This is a genomic window from Pseudomonas prosekii (genome assembly GCF_900105155.1).
In the GTDB taxonomy this organism is placed as follows: Bacteria; Pseudomonadota; Gammaproteobacteria; order Pseudomonadales; family Pseudomonadaceae; genus Aquipseudomonas; species Aquipseudomonas prosekii.
On sequence record NZ_LT629762.1, the window covers coordinates 932083 to 951286 of the forward strand.

The following is a 19204-nucleotide window of genomic DNA, read 5'->3' on the forward strand; positions in this document are numbered from 1 at the left end:
AGCAGAACTCACAATTCGACGCCTTTTTGCGCTTTGATCCCGGCGTGGAACGCATGCTTGATCACGCCCATTTCGGTGACCGTGTCAGCGAGTTCGATCATTTCCGCTTTAGCCCCGCGACCGGTGACCACCACGTGCTGCATCGGCGGACGCGCCTGCAAATCGCTGAGCACTTGATCGAGGTCGAGGTAGCCGTGCTTCAGGGCAATGTTCAGTTCATCCAGCACCACCAGGCCAATCGACGGATCGCGCAGCAGTTCGCGGGACACTTGCCACGCCCCTTCGGCCGCCGCGATGTCGCGCTGGCGGTCCTGGGTTTCCCAGGTGAAGCCCTCGCCCATCACGTGAAAACGCACCTGTTCCGGGAAGCGCCGAAAGAACAATTCTTCGCCGGTGCTGTTGCGACCCTTGATGAACTGCACCACGCCGCACTGCATGCCGTGGCCCATGGAGCGGGCGAGCATGCCGAACGCCGAACTGCTTTTGCCTTTGCCGTTGCCGGTCAGTACCAGGAGCAAACCGCATTCGTTCGGCGAGTTGGCGATGCGTTCGTCGATCACCGCTTTTTTGCGCAACATGCGCGCCAAATGGCGTTCGTCACGATCGGGGGTATCAGTCATGGGGGAGCTCTCCGTTGAGGCTGGATAACGGCGGGCAGGCACAAGAATAGACGGCAAGAAGCCTGGCATCGCCCACCGTGATGCCGCTGGATGGATCAGGCCGGTCTCCGGGCTCATGAGTGGCGGATGCCGGACTGCGCGCCTTCCCATGTCGTTCGACACAGTGGCTGTTGGCGCAGTCTTTGACTCATTTACCGTTGCGGGGGCAGCGCCGGGATGATGCTTGTCGATTGCTTGAATCGACGCACGCACCGGCTTCCCTGTTTCACCCTGTCGACCGCAGTCACAGAGCACCTGAAACAAGCCGCGAAGGTTAGAGGGTTGGGGGTGGAGCGTCAATTAAAGCCGGGCGCCGTGCGGGTGAATAACTGCCTTCGATCCATTTGTCGTGGCTGATCTTGTGCACTACGCTTGGCAGCGATATCAAAGAGCCACAATCTCACATCACAATAACAAGGGTGAGCACCATGCAAGGCATGATCATCAGCAATCCGAAGCTGGAATTCCTACGTCCGCTGCTGGAACGCTGGTTTGACTGTATCGACCGCTATAACGCGGTGCGCGGCGATAACGATGCGCCGTACTGGTTCGACGAAAACGCCAATCGCGGGCTGCTGTCGGCGGCGGCGTGGATGGCCGAAATGGTCACGTTGCAGCAGACGCCGACGCGCAAGCAGACTGAGGATGGCGACCGTAATGGCCGCGCCGACTTGATGATTGCCACCAGCGATGAACGCGTCTGGTTGCAGACCAGCCAGCGCTGGCCGAAGGTCAACGGCTTGAATCTGACCCAGGCACTGGCCGATATCACCAGTGACGCGAGGCGAATCAGCTACGCCAGCGACCTGAAACTCGGCTGTCTGTTTGTCACGCCGCACAAGCCGCAGCAAAGCGCCACCCCGGAAGAATTGCAGGACATGCTCGACGATCTGCAAAAGGAACACACGTGCGCGGTCGCCTGGTATTTCCCTTACGCCTACCGCAAATTGCGCAACGAGGGCGGCCACTATCACCCGGGGATCGCCGTGCTGCTCAAAGAGGCCCGCGGTTGACGGGTTGATTGCTTAGGGTCGATGGGTTGAACCATCGCGGCGGTTCGCTTCTCTATGAATAAACCAGTGCATTCATAGGGAAGGTCAGCATGCGCAAGCCCCAGCTCGTTTTTGTCATCGCGCTCGCCGGAGGCCTTGCTGCCTGCGGCGAGACGTCCAGCCTGCAAGTCTCGGACGGCACCGGCCCATCGCCGAAGTTGCCCGAACCAAACAAAACCCTGATCCCGACAGTCAATATCGCCCCCGCGATTGGCTGGCCGGCCGGCGCCAAACCGACTGCTGCCGCCGGAACCCAAGTCGCCGCGTTCGCCGAAAACCTCGATCACCCGCGCTGGCTCTACGTGCTGCCGAACGGTGATGTGTTGGTGGCCGAAACCAACGCGCCGCCGAAACCTGATGACAGCAAAGGCATTCGTGGCTGGGTGATGGAGAAGGTCATGGGCCGCGCCGGTGCCGGCGTGCCGAGCGCCAACCGCATCACGCTGCTGCGCGATCAGGACCACGACGGTGTCGCCGAAACCCGCACGGTGTTCCTGGAAAACCTCAATTCGCCGTTCGGCATGACGCTGGTCGGCAATGATTTGTATGTTGCCGACACCGACCGTTTGCTGCGTTTCAACTATGAAACCGGGGCAACGTCGATCAAGTCCGAGCCGATCAAAGTCGTCGATTTGCCGGGTGGCACGTTGAACCACCACTGGACCAAAAACGTCATTGCCAGCAAGGACGGCAGCAAGCTGTACGTGACCGTTGGCTCGAACAGCAACGTCGGCGAAAACGGCCTGGACCAGGAAGAAGGTCGCGCGGCCATCTGGGAAGTCGACCGCGCCACCGGCAATCACCGGATCTTCGCGTCGGGCCTGCGTAACCCTAATGGCATGAGCTGGGAACCTACCAGCGGCGCGTTGTGGACGGCAGTGAACGAGCGCGACGAGATCGGCAGCGATCTGGTGCCGGACTACATCACCTCGGTCAAGGACGGCGCGTTTTATGGCTGGCCGTTCAGCTATTACGGGCAGCACGTTGACGTACGCGTCGAACCGCAAAACCCCGATCTGGTGGCCAAAGCCATCGCCCCGGATTACGCGGTCGGCCCACACACCGCTTCGCTCGGCCTGACGTTTGCGGAGGGCAGCAAATTGCCGTCGTTCACCAGCGGCGCATTCATCGGCCAGCACGGCTCCTGGAACCGCAAACCGTACAGCGGCTACAAAGTGATTTTCGTGCCGTTCAGCGCCGGCAAACCGACCGGACAACCGGTGGATGTGCTGACCGGATTCCTCGACAAGGACGAAAAAGCCATGGGCCGCCCGGTGGGTGTGGTGATTGATCAGCAAGGCAGCTTGCTGGTGGCTGATGACGTGGGGAACAAGGTGTGGCGGGTTTCGGCGGTTAAGTAACCCCGGCGCCAGCGCGCAACCCATGTGGGAGCGAGCTTGCTCGCGATGGGGCCATGACATTCGACATCAATGTTGAATATTAGGCCGTCATCGCGAGCAAGCTCGCTCCCACAGTTTTGATCGGTGTTTGCGCCCCACCGCATAACCCATGTAGGAGTGAGCCTGCTCGCGATGGGGCCTCAACATTCAACATCTGTGTTGAATGTAACGCCGTCATCGCGAGCAGGCTCACTCCTACAGGTTGATCGGTGTTTATGGCTAGCGTTTACGGCACAGGGTCAGGCCGTCGCCTATCGGCAGCAGCGACAAGTCCACGCGCTGGTCTTCTTTTAACGCTCGATTCAACGCTTGAATCGCCCGCGTATCCGCGCTTTCGGGATTGCTTTCCAGCACCCGCCCGCTCCACAGCGTGTTATCGAAGACTGCCAGACCACCGACCCGCAGCAAGCGCAGGGCGTGTTCGAGGTAATTCGGGTAATTGGCTTTGTCGGCGTCGATGAACAGCAGGTCAAACTGCCCTGGCTGATCGAGCGTGGCGAGGGTTTCCAGCGCCGGCGCCAGGCGCAGATCGATACGCTGGGCAACGCCCGCCTCCTGCCAGTAGCGGCGCGCGATGGCGTTGTAGTCGCCGGCAATATCGCAGCAGATCAGCGAGCCGTCATCGGGCAACGCTTGCGCCATGCACAACGCGCTGTAGCCGGTGAAGGTGCCGACTTCCAGCAAGCGCTTGGCGCCGGTGAGTTTGACCAGTAACGCGAGGAATTGCCCCTGCTCCGGCGCCACTTGCCAGCGCGCCATCGGCAGTGCCTGGGTTTCGTCGCGCAAGCGCTTGAGCAGCGACGTTTCCCTGAGGGAAACGTCGAGCAGGTATTGATAAAGGGAATCGTCGAGATTGAGCGTGCGAGCGGTCATCAACACCTCCGCGAAGAAAACCTATTGATTACGCGCCAGGTGCTCAGGTTGCAACACGCGTTTGGCGCTCAGGTAGGCCTTCTGCCAATAGGCTTTCGACAAGCTGTCGAGCTTGACCGTGCCGCCCGTGGCTGGCGCATGAACAAAGCGGCCTTCGCCGACGTAGATGCCGGCGTGGCTGACCTGCGAGCCGCCATTGGTGGCGAAGAAGATCAGGTCGCCGGTCTGCAGGCCTTCCTTGCCAACGTTCGCCGCTTGCATGCCGATCATTTCGCGCGTGGTGCGTGGCAGCGATATGCCGGTGACATCGCGGTAGACGTAGCCGATCAAGCCACTGCAATCGAAACCTGAATCCGGCGTGTTGCCGCCCCAGCGATATGGCGTGCCGACGAGCCCGAGGGCGCGGAACAACACGTCTTCTGCTTCGGGAGAGAAAGACTGCGCAGGCGCGAACACAATCGGCGCGCGAATCACCGGCGCAGCGGGCGGCGGTGGCGTGCGACTGGCGCAGCCGCTGAGCAGGGCTGCGAGGAGCATCAGGGTGAGGCGGGCCGACATCGTCATAAGCAGAGCATCCTGATCTGGCTGCGGCTTTTTCCTGTCGGGAGACAGAAAACAAAACCGCCAGCGCTGGGCACGGGCGGTTCGCCATCAATAATAGATCAGGATTCTAGCGCTTATGCGCCAAACTTCAAGTAAGACTTTAAGTTCGCCCTACATAAAGTGTGCTTACTTTCGAGCGGTGACCACAGTCGGTGCCATCGCGAGTGCGCGCTTGGCTTCGATGAAGGTTTTGCTCCAGTAGCTGTCGCCCAGGCTATCGACTCGTACGCCACCGCTTTTGCGGCTGCTGGAGTGGATGAACTGGTCATCACCGAGGTAGATCCCGGCGTGACTGACACGACCGCGACGACCATTGGTGGCGAAGAACAGCAAATCACCAGGTTTCAGATTGTTGCGCGAAACCAGCGGCGCGTCCACGTTGATCATTTCGCGAGTGGAGCGCGGCAGATTCATGCCGGCCTCTTCACGAAACAGATAACCGATGAAACCGCTGCAGTCGAAACCGGACTCAGAGGTACCGCCGAAACGGTAACGAGTACCGATCAGGGACATGCCGCGTTCGAGGATGCTGTCAGCAAGGACCGGAAGCTGGTACGACTTGCCGTCGGCAAAGGTCGCCAGTTCTTTTTCGGTGGCCGTTTCTTCGAGGAACAAAGGCTCTTGATAACGAGCCGAAGATTGGGCGGTAACAGAGCTTTTAACCTGCTGCTGCGGGGCTTGTTCAACCACTGGGGTGTGGCTGGCGCAACCGAACAACAGGGTGACGAGTGCGAGAGGCACGAGGGGTGCGAAGCGATTTAGCATGGGCACGACCGTGGCTGATAGTTGTAAAGAAGGCGAGACTATGCCCGCTATCAAGTCGATTTGCAAATTCAATCGAACTTAATGTGACTTCCCGGTTTCGTCTGCACATCTAAGCGCTAAAGCCCGTTTTGCATGTTTACGCGGCCTGCAGCCCTGCAGGAAAGCGCGATTTGTGCCGTCTGCCTTAGACCAAAAACGGCTAAAGCCCCCGAATCAGCGGGACTTGCTACCAGCCAAGGGTTTCTTTCAAGAAGGGAATGGTCAGCTTGCGCTGGGCCTGAAGCGAGGCCTGATCGAGGCGTTCCAACAGCTCGAACAACGCGCTCATGCTGCGCGTGCCGCGCGTCAGGATGAAATGCCCGACTTCGTCCGTCAGGTGCAAGCCGCGACGCGATGCGCGCAATTGCAGGGCGCGCAGTTTGTCTTCATCGGACAACGGGCGCATCTGGAAAATCAGTGCCAGGGTCAGGCGCGATTTCAGATCCGCGAGCTTCACCGGCAATTCACGCGGCGAGGTCGAGGCGGCAATCAGCAAACGCCGGCCGCTGTCACGCAGACGATTGAACAGGTGAAACAGCGCCTCTTCCCAATCCGCGCGGCCGGCCACGGCTTGCAGATCATCCAGGCACACCAGTTCGTATTGTTCGAGGTTGTCGAGGATTTCGATGCCGCGATCCAGCAACTCGGCCAGCGGCAGATACACGGCGGGCTCGCCCATCTGCTCGAAACGCAGACACGCGGCTTGCAACAAATGCGTGCGCCCTACCCCGTCCTTGCCCCAGAGATAAATCAGGCTTTCGGTCCAGCCGGCGTCGGCTTCGCATAGCCGCTCCACATAGCCGAGTGCAGCGGCATTGGCGCCTGGGTAGTAATTGATAAAGGTAGCGTCGTCACGCAGACGCACACCTAGGGGCAGCTGAATCGGTTTCATGCTGACTGAACAGTTCCAAAGGAACCGTTAGTGGCCTCTGTGTAAAGTTTGCGAAGTTTATACCCGTGGGCCAGCCCGCACAATGCGGCAGACCACAAGCAAAATCAAAGGTTTGCGTTAACGCACTGGTTTCATGACTGTTTCTCTGGCGGCACTGGTGACTGCCACCAACAGCCAGCAGGCCGACCTGATGCTGAACCAGGTCGGCCGCCTCGCACGCTCAAACCCGGCTAAAGCTCGGGGTCATCGGCGCCGCTGTAGATTTCAGAATCTTTATACAAATCATGCATATGGCGCACCAGCACCATGATCACTGCCGCCACTGGCAACGCCAGCAGCACGCCGGTGAAACCGAACAGCTCGCCGCCAGCAAGGATCGCGAAGATCACCGCTACCGGGTGCAGGCCAATACGATCGCCGACCAGCAGAGGCGTGAGCACCATGCCTTCCAGCGCTTGCCCGACCATGAACACCGCGACGATGCCGATCATCGGGTACAGGTCGCCGCCGAACTGGAACAGCCCGGCAATCAACGCCGCGCCGATGCCGATGACAAAACCCATGTACGGCACAATTGCCGCCAGACCGGCGATCAGGCCGATCAACAACCCCAGCTCCAGGCCGATCGCCATCAGGCCCGCCGCATAGATCACGCCGAGCGCAACCATTACCAGCAACTGCCCGCGCACGAACGCGCCGAGCACTTCATGGCATTCGCCGGCCAAGTGCACCACGCGCTCTTCACGGTCGCGCGGCAGCAGGCTGCGGATTTTCGCCATCATCAGGTCCCAGTCGCGCAGCAAGTAGAAGCTGACTACCGGGATCAGCACCAGATTGGCCAACAAGCCGATCAATGCCAGCCCGGACGCCGTCGCCTGACTGAGCACGACACCGACGATATCAGTGGTCTGGCCCATGTGTTCGCTGATCGCGGCTTTGACCTTGTCGAACTTCCAGAAGTTATCCGACAGACCAAATTTCGACTGCGCCCACGGCAACGCGGTGTGTTGCAGCCAATCGAGGATTTGCGGCGTCAGCTCGTACAAGCGGAATAACTGCTTGGCGAGCATCGGCACCAGCACCAACAGCAATGTGGTGAAGATCAACGTAAACAGCGCAAACACCGCGACAACGCCCCACGTCCGTGACAGCCCGGCTTTCTCCAGCCGATCCACCAGCGGATCGAACAGATAAGCCAACAGCAGCGCCACCAGGAACGGCGTCAGAATCGGATGCAACAGCCAGACAAACACGCAGAGCAGTACAACCCCACCCAACCAGAACCAACGCCGCGTATCGGCCATGAACCACTCCATATGCTTCTATATAAAGAAAGAAAATCCTACCAACGGAATCGCAAGCTCGGCACCGGGGCAGGAACCGGCGCGGGCGCTGCCACTGGCGCCGACCCGTCCGCCACCGGCTGAACCGGTACCACTGGCGCCGGAGCCTCACCTGCCGGAACCTCCTGCAACTTCGCCAACGACAATTGCGAGCGCAGTTGCTCGACGCTGCCATTGACCCGATACAGAATCCGGTCGCCCTCGACGCTTTGCAGACGCGCGCCGAACGGATCGAGCAAACGCCCCAGCGCCGCGTAGCGCTCCAGACTCATGCCTTGCACTTCCAGCAACTGTTCGCCCGCAACGCCCGGCTTGACCACAAAGCGTGGCGCCAGACGCTGACTGATCGCCAGCATCACCGCATCGGCGACGGCGGCTTGATCCGCGCCCTGCACATTGCCCGCTTCTTTTTGATCACCCAGCCACAAATGCCATTTGGCCTGCCATTGCCCGCCCTCTTCATGGGCGTGCACGGCGAGCAAGGCGTCGGCGTTGTAACGTTCCGAGGCATCGCGCAACGGCGCTGCATCGTTACCTTCCAGATTTGGCGCAGTCGCGACCAATTGTTCACTCAGGTCGGCCAGCGGCAAGCGCAATGGCAAACCACGATGTTGCGCGGCGCGGCGCAGTGGCGCGGCGCTGGACTGACCATCACCGACCAGGCTCGAACCCTCGGTGGAATCATTCAACCACCAGCCAAGGATCGACGGGCGATTGGCGCCCCACAGCGACAACCCGGCACGGCGCAGCGCCGCTTCGGTGGTCGCCGGGTCGAAGTCGACTTTCAGCACTTCCGGTGGCCCGGCATCAAAACCGTATTGGCTGATGATCTGTTGCGGGTCTTTGCGGATCGCCGCCAGCCCCGGATTCTGTACAGCTTTAGGATCGCCGGTCAGGCGCAGCACCAATGTGTCCAGCGCTTCCTGGGTCGCTTGATCACGGACCTCGGGACTCTGGCTGCTGACGGGCTGGCGGACCTGATACAGGCCTTTGACGTTTTCGGCATGACTCGCCAGGCTGACCAGTGACAAACAGCCGGCGACAAACAGGGATTTAGAAAAAAAACGCATGGAAGATTCCTGACGACAAGAGCGGCTGGAACGGGCCGCGTGAATACATTGAGCAAGGCTGTGACCATCGCCCCGCGCAAAACATTCACCAGACCCCGAGAGTTTTTCGCACTGTGCTAACGATAGACGGTTAATGGCGATACCTTATACCGGGCTTGGTTCAGGCTTGCACGGCGCAAGTGAAACGACCAATCGCGGTTTTTTTCGGCCGATATGCCCCTGCTGTCGGCGCGAGGATGGCCGCTGCCCTTCAAGCCTGATAAAATCGCGCGCCTTCGCAGACCGGCTACAACCGGGCACTGTCCGAATCGCGCGTGAGGCAATCGCCCCATCGATTCGGCGTTCCCGCTGAACTCGGTCGTTACCCCTGAATCCCCCCTAAAGGCCTGGATCATGAGCAAGCAACCCTCCCTGAGCTACAAGGACGCCGGTGTAGACATCGACGCCGGTGAAGCATTGGTCGAACGCATCAAGAGCGTCGCCAAGCGCACTGCGCGCCCGGAAGTCATGGGCGGCCTGGGCGGTTTCGGCGCCCTCTGCGAAATCCCGGCCGGCTACAAGCAGCCTGTGCTGGTTTCCGGTACTGACGGCGTCGGCACCAAGCTGCGCCTGGCCTTGAACCTGAACAAGCACGACAGCATCGGCATCGACCTGGTCGCCATGTGCGTCAACGACCTGGTGGTGTGCGGCGCCGAGCCGCTGTTCTTCCTTGATTACTACGCCACCGGCAAGCTCAATGTCGAAACCGCGACCCAGGTCGTGACCGGCATCGGCGCTGGCTGCGAACTGTCTGGCTGCTCGCTGGTTGGCGGCGAAACCGCAGAAATGCCTGGCATGTACGAAGGCGAAGACTACGACCTGGCCGGTTTCTGCGTCGGCGTTGTGGAAAAATCCGAAATCATCGACGGTTCGAAAGTCGCTGCCGGTGACGCCCTGCTCGCCCTGCCATCGTCCGGTCCGCACTCCAACGGCTACTCGCTGATCCGCAAGATCATCGAAGTGTCCGGTGCCGACATCGAAAACATCCAGCTCGACGGCAAACCGCTGACCGACCTGCTGATGGCTCCGACCCGCATCTACGTGAAGCCGCTGCTCAAGCTGATCAAAGACACCGGCGCGGTCAAAGCCATGGCCCACATCACCGGCGGCGGCCTGCTCGACAACATCCCGCGCGTTCTGCCAAAAGGCGCACAAGCAGTGGTTGACGTCGCAAGCTGGACTCGCCCGGCCGTGTTCGACTGGCTGCAAGAGCAAGGCAACGTTGACGAAAACGAAATGCACCGCGTGCTCAACTGCGGCGTCGGCATGGTCATCTGTGTTGGCCAGGAACACGTCGAAACCGCGCTGAACGTGCTGCGCGAAGCCGGCGAGCAGCCTTGGGTCATCGGCCAGATCTCCACCGCTGCCGAAGGCGCGGCGCAGGTCGTACTGAATAACCTTAAGGCCCACTGATGCAAGAGCGGATGTCCGCCACGTGTGATGTGGTGGTGCTGCTGTCCGGCACCGGCAGTAACTTGCAGGCCTTGATCGACAGCACGCGGACCGGCGACAGCCCGGTCCGCATCGCTGCGGTGATTTCCAACCGCGCCGACGCCTTCGGCCTGCAACGCGCCAGAGATGCGGGGATTGCCACCCGCTCGCTGGATCACAAGGCTTTCGAGGGCCGCGAGGCCTTCGATGCCGCGCTGATCGAACTGATCGACGCCTTCAACCCCAAACTCGTGGTACTCGCCGGATTCATGCGCATTCTCAGCGCTGACTTCGTGCGTCACTACGCGGGTCGCCTGCTCAATATCCATCCTTCGCTGCTGCCCAAATACAAAGGGTTACACACTCACCAGCGCGCGCTGGAGGCCGGAGACGCCGAGCACGGCTGCTCTGTGCATTTCGTCACCGAGGAACTCGATGGCGGACCTCTGGTCGTACAGGCAGTAATACCGGTAGAGTTGCACGATTCGCCGCAGAGTCTGGCGCAGCGGGTTCATGTTCAGGAACACCTGATCTACCCGCTGGCCGTACGCTGGTTTGCCGAGGGTCGTCTGGCCCTCGGTGAACACGGTGCCTTACTGGATGGACAGTTACTCGCGGCCAGCGGCCACTTGATTCGTACCTAGGAGATTTTATGCGTCGCGCCCTGCTCTTCGCTTGCGCTTTGTTTGCACTGCCTCTGGCACAGGCGGCAGACCTTCAACCGTTCTCCGCCAGCTACACCGCCGACTGGAAACAGCTGCCCATGAGCGGCACCGCCGAACGCAGCCTGACCAAGGAAGCCAACGGCGTCTGGAAACTCAGCTTCAAGGCGTCGATGATGATCGCCAGCCTGAGCGAAGAAAGCACCCTGACCCTGGACAAAGACACGCTGCTGCCACAGTCCTACCACTTCGAACGTGGCGGTCTGGGCAAAGCGAAAAAGGCTGATCTGGACTTCGACTGGGCGACCAAAATGGTCACCGGCACCGATCGTGGCGACGCGGTCAAGATCCCGCTGAACCGCGGCATGGTCGACAAATCCACTTACCAGTTGGCGCTGCAACATGACGTCGCCGCCGGTAAGAAAAGCATGAGCTATCAGGTCGTCGATGACGGCGAGATCGATACTTATGACTTCCGCGTGCTGGGTGCGGAAAAAGTCGAGACCAAGGCTGGCCAGATCGATGCAATCAAAGTCGAGCGCGTACGCGACCCGACGCAAAGCAAGCGCATCACCGTGATGTGGTTTGCGAAAGACTGGGATTACCTGCTGGTCCGCCTGCAACAAGTTGAAACCGACGGCAAGGAGTACAACATCATGCTCCTCGACGGCACGGTCAACGGCAAGGCTGTCAAAGGCAACTGATCCGCTTGAAATGAAAAGCCCCGCAAATGCGGGGCTTTTTTTCGCCTTGGAAAAAGGAAATATTGAACCAGATGAAAAACCTGTGGGAGCGAGCTTGCTCGCGATAGCGGACTGACAGACAACACATGTGCTGAGTATGAGACCGCCATCGCGAGCAAGCTCGCTCCCACAGGGTTGAGCGCTGCCATCAACTAGACAGAAAACCGCGCCACCATGCTGTTCAAATCCACCGCCAGCCGCGACAACTCCTGGCTCGCTGCGCTGGTCTGATTAGCCCCCGCTGAGGTTTGCAACGCCAGATCGCGGATGTTCATCAGATTGCGATCAACCTCGCGCGCCACAGCCGCCTGCTCTTCCGAAGCGCTGGCAATCACCGTGTTGCGCTCGTTGATCAGGGTAAACGCCGAGGCAATCTCCTCCAGCGCGATGCCCGCCGCTTTCGCCACTTCCAGGGTCGAGCGCGCGCGGCTGTTGCTCTGCTGCATCGAGCTGACCGCCGAATCGGTACCCTGCTGAATGCCGCTGATCATCTGCTCGATTTCCTGAGTCGACTGCTGCGTGCGGTGCGCCAGCGCCCGCACCTCATCGGCCACCACGGCAAATCCGCGCCCGGCATCGCCCGCCCGGGCTGCTTCGATGGCGGCGTTGAGTGCGAGCAAATTGGTCTGCTCGGCAATCGAGCGAATCACATCCAGCACTTTGCTGATGCCATAGACCTTCTGCGCCAGATCCTCGACCTGCGTGGCATTGGCGGTGACATCGTCCGCTAGCGATTCGATCGACAGCACCGTTTGATGCACCTGCGCGCGGCCATGCTGGGCAATGCGGTCGGATTCCCGCGAGGCTTCGGAGGTGGCCACCGCGTTGCTCGCCACCTCTTCCACCGCCGCCGTCATCTGATTGACCGCCGTGGCAGCCTGCTCGATTTCCAGGCTCTGCTGATGCAACCCGCGCGTGGCGTCTTCAGTGACGCAACTGAGCTCTTCGGAGGCCGAGGCCAACTGACTGGACGAGTCGGAGATGCGCCGAATGGTGTCGCGCAGGTTGTGCTGCATGCTTTTCAGCGCTTGAAGCAGCCGCGCCGGTTCGTCCTTGCCGGTGATGCGAATGTCGCCGGTCAAGTCACCGCCCGCGACCACTTCGGCGACGCGCAACGACTGCGCCAACGGCAGGACGATGCTGCGCGTCAGCAGCAACGCCAGGCCAATGGTCATCAGCGCGGCAATCGTTACCATCACGCCGACCCAGACTCGCGAGCTGCTGAACACCAGCCGCGCGGCTTCGGTGGCGAGGGTGGCATTGTGTTTGTTCAGTTCGACCAGCGCTTTCAGGGTCACGGCGATTTCGTCAGCCAACGGGCTCATTTCGCCATTCAGAATCGCCGCCGCATTGGCAACCTGCCCCTGCGCGGACAGGCCCATCACTTGGTCCTGAAATTCCAGATACTTCTGCTCGGAGGCTTTGAAGCGATCAAACAGTGCGCGCTCTTCGGGCAACGCGATCAACGCGTCATAACGCTGCTGCGCTTGGCCGAGCGAACTTTTCAGTTCGTTGAGTTTGCCGACATTCTGCTCCAGCGCCTGCGGGTCGCGGTTGATCAGCAGACGCATGGTCAAGGCGCGCAACCGCAGCATGTCCTGACTCATTTCGCCGACTGCTATCACGCTGGGCAGCCAGTTGTTATCGACCTGATCGGACTGCGCGCGCATGTTCGACATTTGCAGCAAGGCAAACGCGCCCAGACCAAACACCATCAACGCCAACAGGCCAAACCCGATGCTCGCGCGCGGGGCGATATTGAGGCTTCGAATGCTCATTGTTCTGGTTCCTTCCGAATGAATCTGCATCATCCCTGCAGCGGGCTGCTCTAGACGTTATCGGCCTACAGGCAATTTGCGTAAGATCAAAAGGACATATTGGAACGGTTTGCTACTTCGAACATGGGTGTGCATCGCTGCGCGGCGGACTTAGCGCACCGCGCGGGGCAGGATCGCGAGGAAGTTGTCGCGCGCGACTTTACGCGCGACGTCTTCCGGCAAGGCGTCGAGGAACGGGTCGAAGCTGCGAATTTCCTTACCGAGCTTGTTGAAACGTCCGACAACGTCCGAGCCGATCATGAAGCGATCCGGATGGCGCTCCACCAGCCTCAGCCACTCTTCCCGAGGTTTGCCCTGCTCGTCCAGCAAGTACGGCGTAAGCATGCTCCACGACAGGTCGATAAACAGATTCGGGTAGGCCTCCAGCATCCGCGTCAGGGTCGGCAGAAGAAAATCCAGTTGGGTCTGATGGCGATGGATTTCCGCGCTGGTGCCGGCGTGCGCCCAGATGAACCGCGTGTGCGGGTGATTGCGCAGCGGCTCTTCGATTTCCGCGAGGTACAGCGGATTTTTCTCACGTTTGGAAGTGATGTTGGAATGCAGCATCACCGGCAAGTCGTTCTCGGCGGCGAGGTGATAAATCCGGGTCATCGCCTCGTTGTTGGCGCGCGGCGTGTCGCCGGAGGTCAACGCGGTCAGGTCGTCGTGGCGGGTAAACACTTCGCCGATGCCCTGCCACAGCCCCGGATTGAGATCGAGCATGCGCTGGATGTGCGCCGCCGAGTTCTTGTCGTTGGGATTGAAGCCGGACAGGAAGGGGTGAAAACGCTGGCGCTGCTCCGGGGTGAGCTTGTTCACGGCAGCGGCGACAATCACGTCGGTCGCGCTGTACCAGTACGCATCGGCGTCATCCCCGGCGTAATAGCGCGGGCGCTTCGGTTCGTCTTCGTGCCACTTTTTCGCCACCGGAATGCCGGAAATCATTACGTGATCGATGGAGTTTTCCGACATCGCCTGGAGCAATTTCGGCATGCCGGCGCTTTCCTGGAAAAAATCCACGTAATGCAGGTGCGCATCGCTGTAGGCATATTCGCGAGCGTGGGCATGGCTTGGCGATAAAAAGACGCTGCTCAGCGTCAACAGGCAGGCGAGGCTCAGGCGGGACTGGGGCACGGGGAATCTCCGGGGGCATTAGCGTGATAGACCGCGCGGCGCTGATCAGGGTTCATCGAGCAGGAAAGTGGAACGCAGAACAGCACAGATGCTCTATAACTTCAGGGTCCTTTTTTGATCGAATGACTTTTCCTACTGCCGATGAGGTTTCCCATGACTGTTACCGTTAATACCGTTTCCAGTGAAGGTTTTCGTCACAGCGTCCAGATCGATGACCACGAACTCTTTGCCGATGTGCCGACCACGGCCGGCGGCGAAGGCACGGCGCCGGAGCCTCACGACTATTTCGACGCCGCGCTGGGTGCCTGCAAAGCACTGACGCTGAAGATGTACGCGAAGAAAAAAGACATTCCGCTGACCGGTGTCACCGTCGAGGTCAAACGCGACAACAGTCAGGAGCAGCAGGGCAAATATGCGCTGCACGTCAAACTGACGCTCAAAGGCGTGCTCACCGACGCCCAGCGCGAAGAGCTGCACCGCGTGGCTGATCGCTGCCCGGTGCACAAATTGATGACCACCTCCGAAGTGAGCATCGAAACCCATCTGTCCGAAGGCGCTTTCAGCCAGTAGCGGCACCGGCTGCGCGAGCGGGTTATGCTCCACGCATCACCCGCTCAGCCTGGAATGCAACATGAACACTCCGCTCGTGATTCGCCCCCGCGCCGAAGATGTCGAAGGTCAGCCGATTCTTCGTCCATTACCCTCAGCCAAATGCCGCAGTGTCGGGCCTTTCGTGTTTTTCGATCACATGCTCGAAACCCGCTATCCGCCGGGCCGCGGCATGAACATCCGCCAACATCCACACATTGGTCTGTCGACTCTCACCTATTTGTTTGTTGGGCAACTCCAGCACAAGGACAGCCTCGGCTCCGATCAGGTGGTGGACGCCGGGGACGTCAGCTGGATGACGGCTGGCAGCGCGATTGCGCATGTCGAGCGCACGCCGCAAGCGCTGCAGGAAAGCGGGTTTTCGATGCATGGCTTGCAGGTTTGGCTGGCGTCGCCCAAGGAGCACGAGCAGGGTCCGGGGCATTACAGCCATCACCCGGCAGCGACGTTGCCGGTCAGCGATAACCTTGGGGTGAAGATTCGGATGATTGCCGGGTCAGGCTTTTGCCTGGAATCGCCGGTGCCAGTGCTTTCTCCTACGCTGTACGCGGAACTGCACCTGCAGACCGCGACGACTTTGTTGATCCCGACCGAGCATGAAGAGCGCGCGCTGTATGTGCTGGACGGTGAAGTGCAGCTGGATGGCGAGGCGGTTGAAGCGCATTCGCTGGTGGTGTTGCCGACGGGTGAAGAGATGACGTTGTTCGCCGAGAGCGATTGCCATGCGGTGCTGTTTGGCGGCGCTGCGCTGGACGGGCCACGGCGGATCAACTGGAATTTTGTTGCGAGCGATCCGGCCGCGATCGATGAAGCGCGGCGGCGCTGGGCGGCCGGGGATTGGCCGACGGTGCCGGGGGAAAGCGAGCGGATTGAGTTGCCGTGAGATCGTCGGCGCCGGTTAGTGCGCCATCGCGAGCAGGCTTGCTCCGAGATGGGGTGTCAATGACATTGCCTTCGCGGGCAAGCCTCGCTCCTACGGGGGAATGCATTCCAGGGTAGGAATGAGCCTGCTCGCGATGAGGCCGGCACTGACGCCGATACAGTGAAATCCCTGCGCGAAAAGCGCCCAAGGGCAGAAACAAAAAAACCCGCCGAAGCGGGTTTTTTTCTGCAGCTCGGTTAAACCGACAGTTCAACCAACAGCTTGTTGAGACGGCGCACGTAGGCTGCCGGGTCTTTCAAGCTGTCGCCGGCCGCCAGGGCCGCTTGATCGAACAGGATGTGCGACAGGTCGCCGAAGCGCTCGTCGCTCTGTTCGGCGTCGAGTTTCTCGATCAGCGGATGCGCCGGGTTGAATTCGAAAATCGGCTTCGAATCCGGAACCTTCTGCCCGCTCGCTTCAAGGATCTGACGCATTTGCAGGCCCAGGTCTTGCTCGCCAATCGCGAGAATCGCCGGGGAATCGGTCAGACGATGGGAAACCCGGACTTCAGCGACGGAATCGCCCAGTGCGGTTTTCAGACGCTCAACCAGACCTTCTTTGGACTTGGCGACTTCTTCCGCAGCTTTCTTGTCCTCTTCCGAGTCCAGATTGCCGAGGTCCAGATCACCGCGCGCCACGTCGACAAAGCTCTTGCCGTCGAAATCGCTGAGGTAGCTCATCAGCCACTCGTCGATGCGGTCGGTCAGCAGCAGCACTTCGATGCCTTTCTTGCGGAAGACTTCCAGGTGCGGGCTGTTTTTGACTTGCGCGTAGGTCTCGCCGGTCAGGTAGTAGATCTTGTCCTGACCTTCCTTGGCGCGAGCCAGGTAATCGGCCAGACCGACCACTTGCTCGCCTTCTTCGCCCTGAGTGGAGGCAAAACGCAGCAGGCCGGCGATTTTTTCCTTGTTGGCGAAATCTTCTGCCGGGCCTTCTTTCATGACCTGACCGAAGTTTTTCCAGAAGCCTTTGTATTGCTCAGGCTCGTTCTTCGCCAGTTTTTCCAGCATGTCGAGAACACGCTTGGTCAGCGCCGATTTCATCGAATCGATGATCGGGTCTTTCTGCAGGATTTCCCGCGACACGTTCAGCGACAAGTCGTTGGAATCGACCACGCCTTTGATGAAGCGCAGGTACAGCGGCAGGAACGACTCGGCCTGATCCATCACGAACACGCGTTGCACGTACAGCTTCAGGCCTTTCGGCGCTTCACGCTGGTACAGGTCGAACGGCGCACGGGTCGGCACGTAGAGCAGCGAGCTGTATTCGAGCTTGCCTTCGACCTTGTTGTGGCTCCAGCTCAGCGGATTTTCGAAATCGTGAGCGATGTGTTTGTAGAACTCCTGGTATTCCTCGTCCTTGATCTCGGTGCGAGGACGGGTCCACAGGGCGCTGGCACGGTTGACGGTTTCCCACTCAACGGCTGGCTGCTCTTCGCCTTCAGCGGCAGCCACTTCTTTCGGCAGCTCGATCGGCAAAGCGATGTGGTCGGAGTATTTCTTGATGATGTTGCGCAGACGGTAGCCGTCAGCGAACTCGTCTTCACCGGATTTCAGGTGCAGAACGATGCGGGTGCCACGCTCAGCCTTCTCGACGGTGGCCACTTCGAAGTCGCCCTCGCCTTTCGACGACCAGTGCACGCCTTCGCTCGCAGCAGCGCCGGCACGACGGCTGAACACGTCAACCTTGTCGGCAACGATGAATGCAGAGTAGAAACCGACGCCGAACTGACCGATCAGGTGCGAATCCTTCTTCTGATCGCCGGACAGGTGTTTCATGAAATCAGCGGTGCCGGACTTGGCGATGGTGCCCAAGTGGGTGATCGCGTCTTCGCGGCTCATGCCGATGCCGTTGTCTTCGAGGGTGACGGTTTTCGCGTCTTTGTCGAAGCTCACACGGATTTTCAGTTCAGCGCCACCTTCCAGCAACTCAGGCTTGGACAGGGCTTCGAAGCGTAATTTGTCGACAGCGTCAGAGGCGTTCGAGATCAATTCGCGAAGGAAAATTTCCTTGTTGGAATACAGCGAATGGATCATGAGGTGCAGCAGTTGCTTCACCTCGGTCTGGAAGCCCAGGGTTTCCTTTTGAGTTTCCACACTCATGGTCATCAAACTCCAATCAGATGGCAGTGGCCGCGACCTTCAGGGTCGACGGCGGGTTGTCATCAGAGTTTGGGGCTGAGTTCAGGATTTCAAGGGCTCTTCGATTTTGAAATGCCCGCGCGCGGTGGCAATCGGCTCGGCTTCGGTGCTTTGCCACGCCGTAACCGCCACATTCGCCACGCGCCGGCCCTGCCGACACACCTGGCAACGCGCCCAGGTATCGCGAAACTGCCCGGCGCGCAGGTAATCGAGGGAAAAGTCGATGATCTTCGGCACACCCGGCGAACCGGTAAAAATCAGCAAATGCAACGCCGCCGACAGCTCCATGAACCCGGCAATCACCCCGCCATGGATTGCCGGTAATAAAGGGTTACCAATATTGTCCTTGTTCGCCGGCAAACGAAACAGCAGCTCATCGCCGACCCGCGAGCATTCAATCCCAATCAGCTTGGCGTAGGGAATCAGGTGCAGCAGCGAAGCGTAGTCGCCCTGCTCGTGCGCTTGCTGCAGTTGCTCCTTGAACGAATCGCTCATTTCTTCTCCCCTGCAACCACACCGCCGAAGCCTTTAGTGCCCTTGATGCCTTTGCCCATGCGCATGAAGGTGCCGACGACATGCGCGATGGGCTGCTCGGAATCGTCCTGATAAGCAAAACCTCGAGCGAAGATCACGTCGGTGGTCACCCGATAACATTGGGCGAAACCGTAGACATCTTTATGCGGTTCGGCGGCGTGCATGTAGTCGATGCGCAGATCGAGGGTCGGGCACACTTCGAATTCCGGCAACACGCACAACGTCGACATGCCGCACGCGGTGTCCATCAGCGAGGTCAACGCGCCGCCGTGAATGACTCCGGTTTGTGGATTGCCGACGATTTGCGGGCTGTAAGGAAGGACTACCGTTAGTCCATCTTCACTGGCGCTGTGCACGCGCAAACCGAGTACCTGGCAGTGTCTCAATGCTGATAAAAAGCGCGTCGCACGCTCAAAAACGGGGTTTTCGGCCATTTGAGGAAAACTCTTTTTAGTTCGCTGGTAAAGCGTCGGTGG

At 59.9% G+C, this 19204-nt stretch carries 19 protein-coding genes and 1 riboswitch; of the genes, 7 read left to right on the top strand and 12 right to left on the bottom strand.

Annotated features, from left to right (window positions below; genetic code table 11):
- Positions 1 to 8: 8 nt before the first annotated feature.
- Entirely contained in the window at positions 9 to 620 is a 612-nt protein-coding gene (cobO, locus tag BLU01_RS04270) for a cob(I)yrinic acid a,c-diamide adenosyltransferase (protein WP_092271279.1), read from the bottom strand.
- Positions 621 to 701: 81 nt separating this feature from the next.
- Positions 702 to 933, bottom strand: a riboswitch (cobalamin riboswitch).
- Positions 934 to 1087: 154 nt separating this feature from the next.
- Between cobO and BLU01_RS04275 the strand changes: the two genes are divergently transcribed.
- Positions 1088 to 1672 (top strand): hypothetical protein, encoded by a 585-nt coding sequence (locus BLU01_RS04275; protein WP_092271281.1) that lies wholly within the window; start codon positions 1088 to 1090, stop codon positions 1670 to 1672.
- 89 nt (positions 1673 to 1761) lie between these two features.
- Positions 1762 to 3072 (top strand): PQQ-dependent sugar dehydrogenase, encoded by a 1311-nt coding sequence (locus BLU01_RS04280; RefSeq protein ID WP_092271283.1) that lies wholly within the window; start codon positions 1762 to 1764, stop codon positions 3070 to 3072.
- A gap of 258 nt (positions 3073 to 3330) precedes the next feature.
- On the opposite strand, the gene BLU01_RS04285 is transcribed toward BLU01_RS04280, so the two are convergent.
- From BLU01_RS04285 to BLU01_RS04310, 6 genes are all read right to left on the bottom strand, one after another.
- Positions 3331 to 3984 carry an O-methyltransferase gene (locus BLU01_RS04285; protein WP_092271285.1) on the bottom strand — a complete coding sequence of 218 codons (654 nt, stop codon included), beginning with the start codon at positions 3982 to 3984 and terminating at the stop codon, positions 3331 to 3333.
- A 21-nt stretch (positions 3985 to 4005) separates the two neighbouring features.
- Entirely contained in the window at positions 4006 to 4548 is a 543-nt protein-coding gene (locus BLU01_RS04290; protein ID WP_092271287.1) for a C40 family peptidase, read from the bottom strand.
- 165 nt (positions 4549 to 4713) lie between these two features.
- Complete coding sequence (locus tag BLU01_RS04295) at positions 4714 to 5352, bottom strand: C40 family peptidase (RefSeq protein ID WP_092271289.1); 639 nt, start codon at positions 5350 to 5352, stop codon at positions 4714 to 4716.
- A gap of 226 nt (positions 5353 to 5578) precedes the next feature.
- A complete protein-coding gene (gene hda / locus BLU01_RS04300; RefSeq protein ID WP_054049492.1) occupies positions 5579 to 6283 on the bottom strand; it encodes a DnaA regulatory inactivator Hda in 705 nt (234 codons plus the stop codon).
- Between the two features lie 230 nt (positions 6284 to 6513).
- Positions 6514 to 7587: an AI-2E family transporter gene (locus BLU01_RS04305; RefSeq protein WP_092271291.1), complete on the bottom strand. Its 1074-nt coding sequence runs from the start codon at positions 7585 to 7587 to the stop codon at positions 6514 to 6516.
- A 38-nt stretch (positions 7588 to 7625) separates the two neighbouring features.
- On the bottom strand, positions 7626 to 8696 hold the full coding sequence (locus BLU01_RS04310) for a DUF2066 domain-containing protein (RefSeq protein ID WP_092271293.1): 1071 nt from the start codon (positions 8694 to 8696) through the stop codon (positions 7626 to 7628).
- A 393-nt stretch (positions 8697 to 9089) separates the two neighbouring features.
- Between BLU01_RS04310 and purM the strand changes: the two genes are divergently transcribed.
- Genes purM through BLU01_RS04325 form a run of 3 tightly spaced genes read left to right on the top strand, consistent with a single transcriptional unit; the run spans position 9090 to position 11532 of the window.
- Entirely contained in the window at positions 9090 to 10148 is a 1059-nt protein-coding gene (purM, locus tag BLU01_RS04315) for a phosphoribosylformylglycinamidine cyclo-ligase (RefSeq protein WP_092271295.1), read from the top strand.
- 11 nt (positions 10149 to 10159) lie between these two features.
- Positions 10160 to 10810, top strand: a complete 651-nt coding sequence (purN, locus tag BLU01_RS04320) for a phosphoribosylglycinamide formyltransferase (RefSeq protein ID WP_092271297.1) — start codon at positions 10160 to 10162, stop codon at positions 10808 to 10810.
- Positions 10811 to 10818: 8 nt separating this feature from the next.
- Positions 10819 to 11532, top strand: a complete 714-nt coding sequence (locus BLU01_RS04325) for a DUF3108 domain-containing protein (RefSeq protein WP_092271299.1) — start codon at positions 10819 to 10821, stop codon at positions 11530 to 11532.
- A gap of 191 nt (positions 11533 to 11723) precedes the next feature.
- Here BLU01_RS04325 and BLU01_RS04330 read toward each other — a convergent pair whose 3' ends face one another.
- Positions 11724 to 13349, bottom strand: coding sequence for a methyl-accepting chemotaxis protein (locus tag BLU01_RS04330; RefSeq protein ID WP_092271301.1), 1626 nt, complete (start codon positions 13347 to 13349; stop codon positions 11724 to 11726).
- Positions 13350 to 13499: 150 nt separating this feature from the next.
- Positions 13500 to 14507 carry an amidohydrolase family protein gene (locus BLU01_RS04335; RefSeq protein ID WP_231987158.1) on the bottom strand — a complete coding sequence of 336 codons (1008 nt, stop codon included), beginning with the start codon at positions 14505 to 14507 and terminating at the stop codon, positions 13500 to 13502.
- Between the two features lie 168 nt (positions 14508 to 14675).
- Between BLU01_RS04335 and BLU01_RS04340 the strand changes: the two genes are divergently transcribed.
- Both BLU01_RS04340 and BLU01_RS04345 read left to right on the top strand, forming a co-directional pair.
- Entirely contained in the window at positions 14676 to 15092 is a 417-nt protein-coding gene (locus BLU01_RS04340) for an OsmC family protein (RefSeq protein ID WP_092271305.1), read from the top strand.
- A 61-nt stretch (positions 15093 to 15153) separates the two neighbouring features.
- Entirely contained in the window at positions 15154 to 16014 is an 861-nt protein-coding gene (locus tag BLU01_RS04345; RefSeq protein ID WP_092271307.1) for a pirin family protein, read from the top strand.
- 236 nt (positions 16015 to 16250) lie between these two features.
- Here BLU01_RS04345 and htpG read toward each other — a convergent pair whose 3' ends face one another.
- The 3 genes from htpG to BLU01_RS04360 form a co-directional block, all read right to left on the bottom strand.
- The gene (gene htpG / locus BLU01_RS04350) at positions 16251 to 18155 is read right to left on the bottom strand and encodes a molecular chaperone HtpG (RefSeq protein WP_092281460.1); all 1905 of its coding nucleotides are present in this window, start codon (positions 18153 to 18155) and stop codon (positions 16251 to 16253) included.
- Positions 18156 to 18236: 81 nt separating this feature from the next.
- The gene (locus BLU01_RS04355) at positions 18237 to 18689 is read right to left on the bottom strand and encodes a PaaI family thioesterase (protein ID WP_092271309.1); all 453 of its coding nucleotides are present in this window, start codon (positions 18687 to 18689) and stop codon (positions 18237 to 18239) included.
- The gene (locus BLU01_RS04360) at positions 18686 to 19162 is read right to left on the bottom strand and encodes a PaaI family thioesterase (RefSeq protein WP_092271311.1); all 477 of its coding nucleotides are present in this window, start codon (positions 19160 to 19162) and stop codon (positions 18686 to 18688) included. Before BLU01_RS04360 ends, BLU01_RS04355 begins: the two co-directional genes overlap by 4 nt.
- Between the last annotated feature and the right edge of the window lie 42 nt (positions 19163 to 19204).

Bases quoted from the DNA above. Each gene is read 5' to 3' on its own strand.
- cobO (WP_092271279.1), bottom strand. From the start codon at position 620: ATGACTGATACCCCCGATCGTGACGAACGCCATTTGGCGCGCATGTTG.
- BLU01_RS04275 (WP_092271281.1), top strand. From the start codon at position 1,088: ATGCAAGGCATGATCATCAGCAATCCGAAGCTGGAATTCCTACGTCCG.
- BLU01_RS04280 (WP_092271283.1), top strand. From the start codon at position 1,762: ATGCGCAAGCCCCAGCTCGTTTTTGTCATCGCGCTCGCCGGAGGCCTT.
- BLU01_RS04285 (WP_092271285.1), bottom strand. From the start codon at position 3,984: ATGACCGCTCGCACGCTCAATCTCGACGATTCCCTTTATCAATACCTG.
- BLU01_RS04290 (WP_092271287.1), bottom strand. From the start codon at position 4,548: ATGACGATGTCGGCCCGCCTCACCCTGATGCTCCTCGCAGCCCTGCTC.
- BLU01_RS04295 (WP_092271289.1), bottom strand. From the start codon at position 5,352: ATGCTAAATCGCTTCGCACCCCTCGTGCCTCTCGCACTCGTCACCCTG.
- hda (WP_054049492.1), bottom strand. From the start codon at position 6,283: ATGAAACCGATTCAGCTGCCCCTAGGTGTGCGTCTGCGTGACGACGCT.
- BLU01_RS04305 (WP_092271291.1), bottom strand. From the start codon at position 7,587: ATGGCCGATACGCGGCGTTGGTTCTGGTTGGGTGGGGTTGTACTGCTC.
- BLU01_RS04310 (WP_092271293.1), bottom strand. From the start codon at position 8,696: ATGCGTTTTTTTTCTAAATCCCTGTTTGTCGCCGGCTGTTTGTCACTG.
- purM (WP_092271295.1), top strand. From the start codon at position 9,090: ATGAGCAAGCAACCCTCCCTGAGCTACAAGGACGCCGGTGTAGACATC.
- purN (WP_092271297.1), top strand. From the start codon at position 10,160: ATGTCCGCCACGTGTGATGTGGTGGTGCTGCTGTCCGGCACCGGCAGT.
- BLU01_RS04325 (WP_092271299.1), top strand. From the start codon at position 10,819: ATGCGTCGCGCCCTGCTCTTCGCTTGCGCTTTGTTTGCACTGCCTCTG.
- BLU01_RS04330 (WP_092271301.1), bottom strand. From the start codon at position 13,349: ATGAGCATTCGAAGCCTCAATATCGCCCCGCGCGCGAGCATCGGGTTT.
- BLU01_RS04340 (WP_092271305.1), top strand. From the start codon at position 14,676: ATGACTGTTACCGTTAATACCGTTTCCAGTGAAGGTTTTCGTCACAGC.
- BLU01_RS04345 (WP_092271307.1), top strand. From the start codon at position 15,154: ATGAACACTCCGCTCGTGATTCGCCCCCGCGCCGAAGATGTCGAAGGT.
- htpG (WP_092281460.1), bottom strand. From the start codon at position 18,155: ATGAGTGTGGAAACTCAAAAGGAAACCCTGGGCTTCCAGACCGAGGTG.
- BLU01_RS04355 (WP_092271309.1), bottom strand. From the start codon at position 18,689: ATGAGCGATTCGTTCAAGGAGCAACTGCAGCAAGCGCACGAGCAGGGC.
- BLU01_RS04360 (WP_092271311.1), bottom strand. From the start codon at position 19,162: ATGGCCGAAAACCCCGTTTTTGAGCGTGCGACGCGCTTTTTATCAGCA.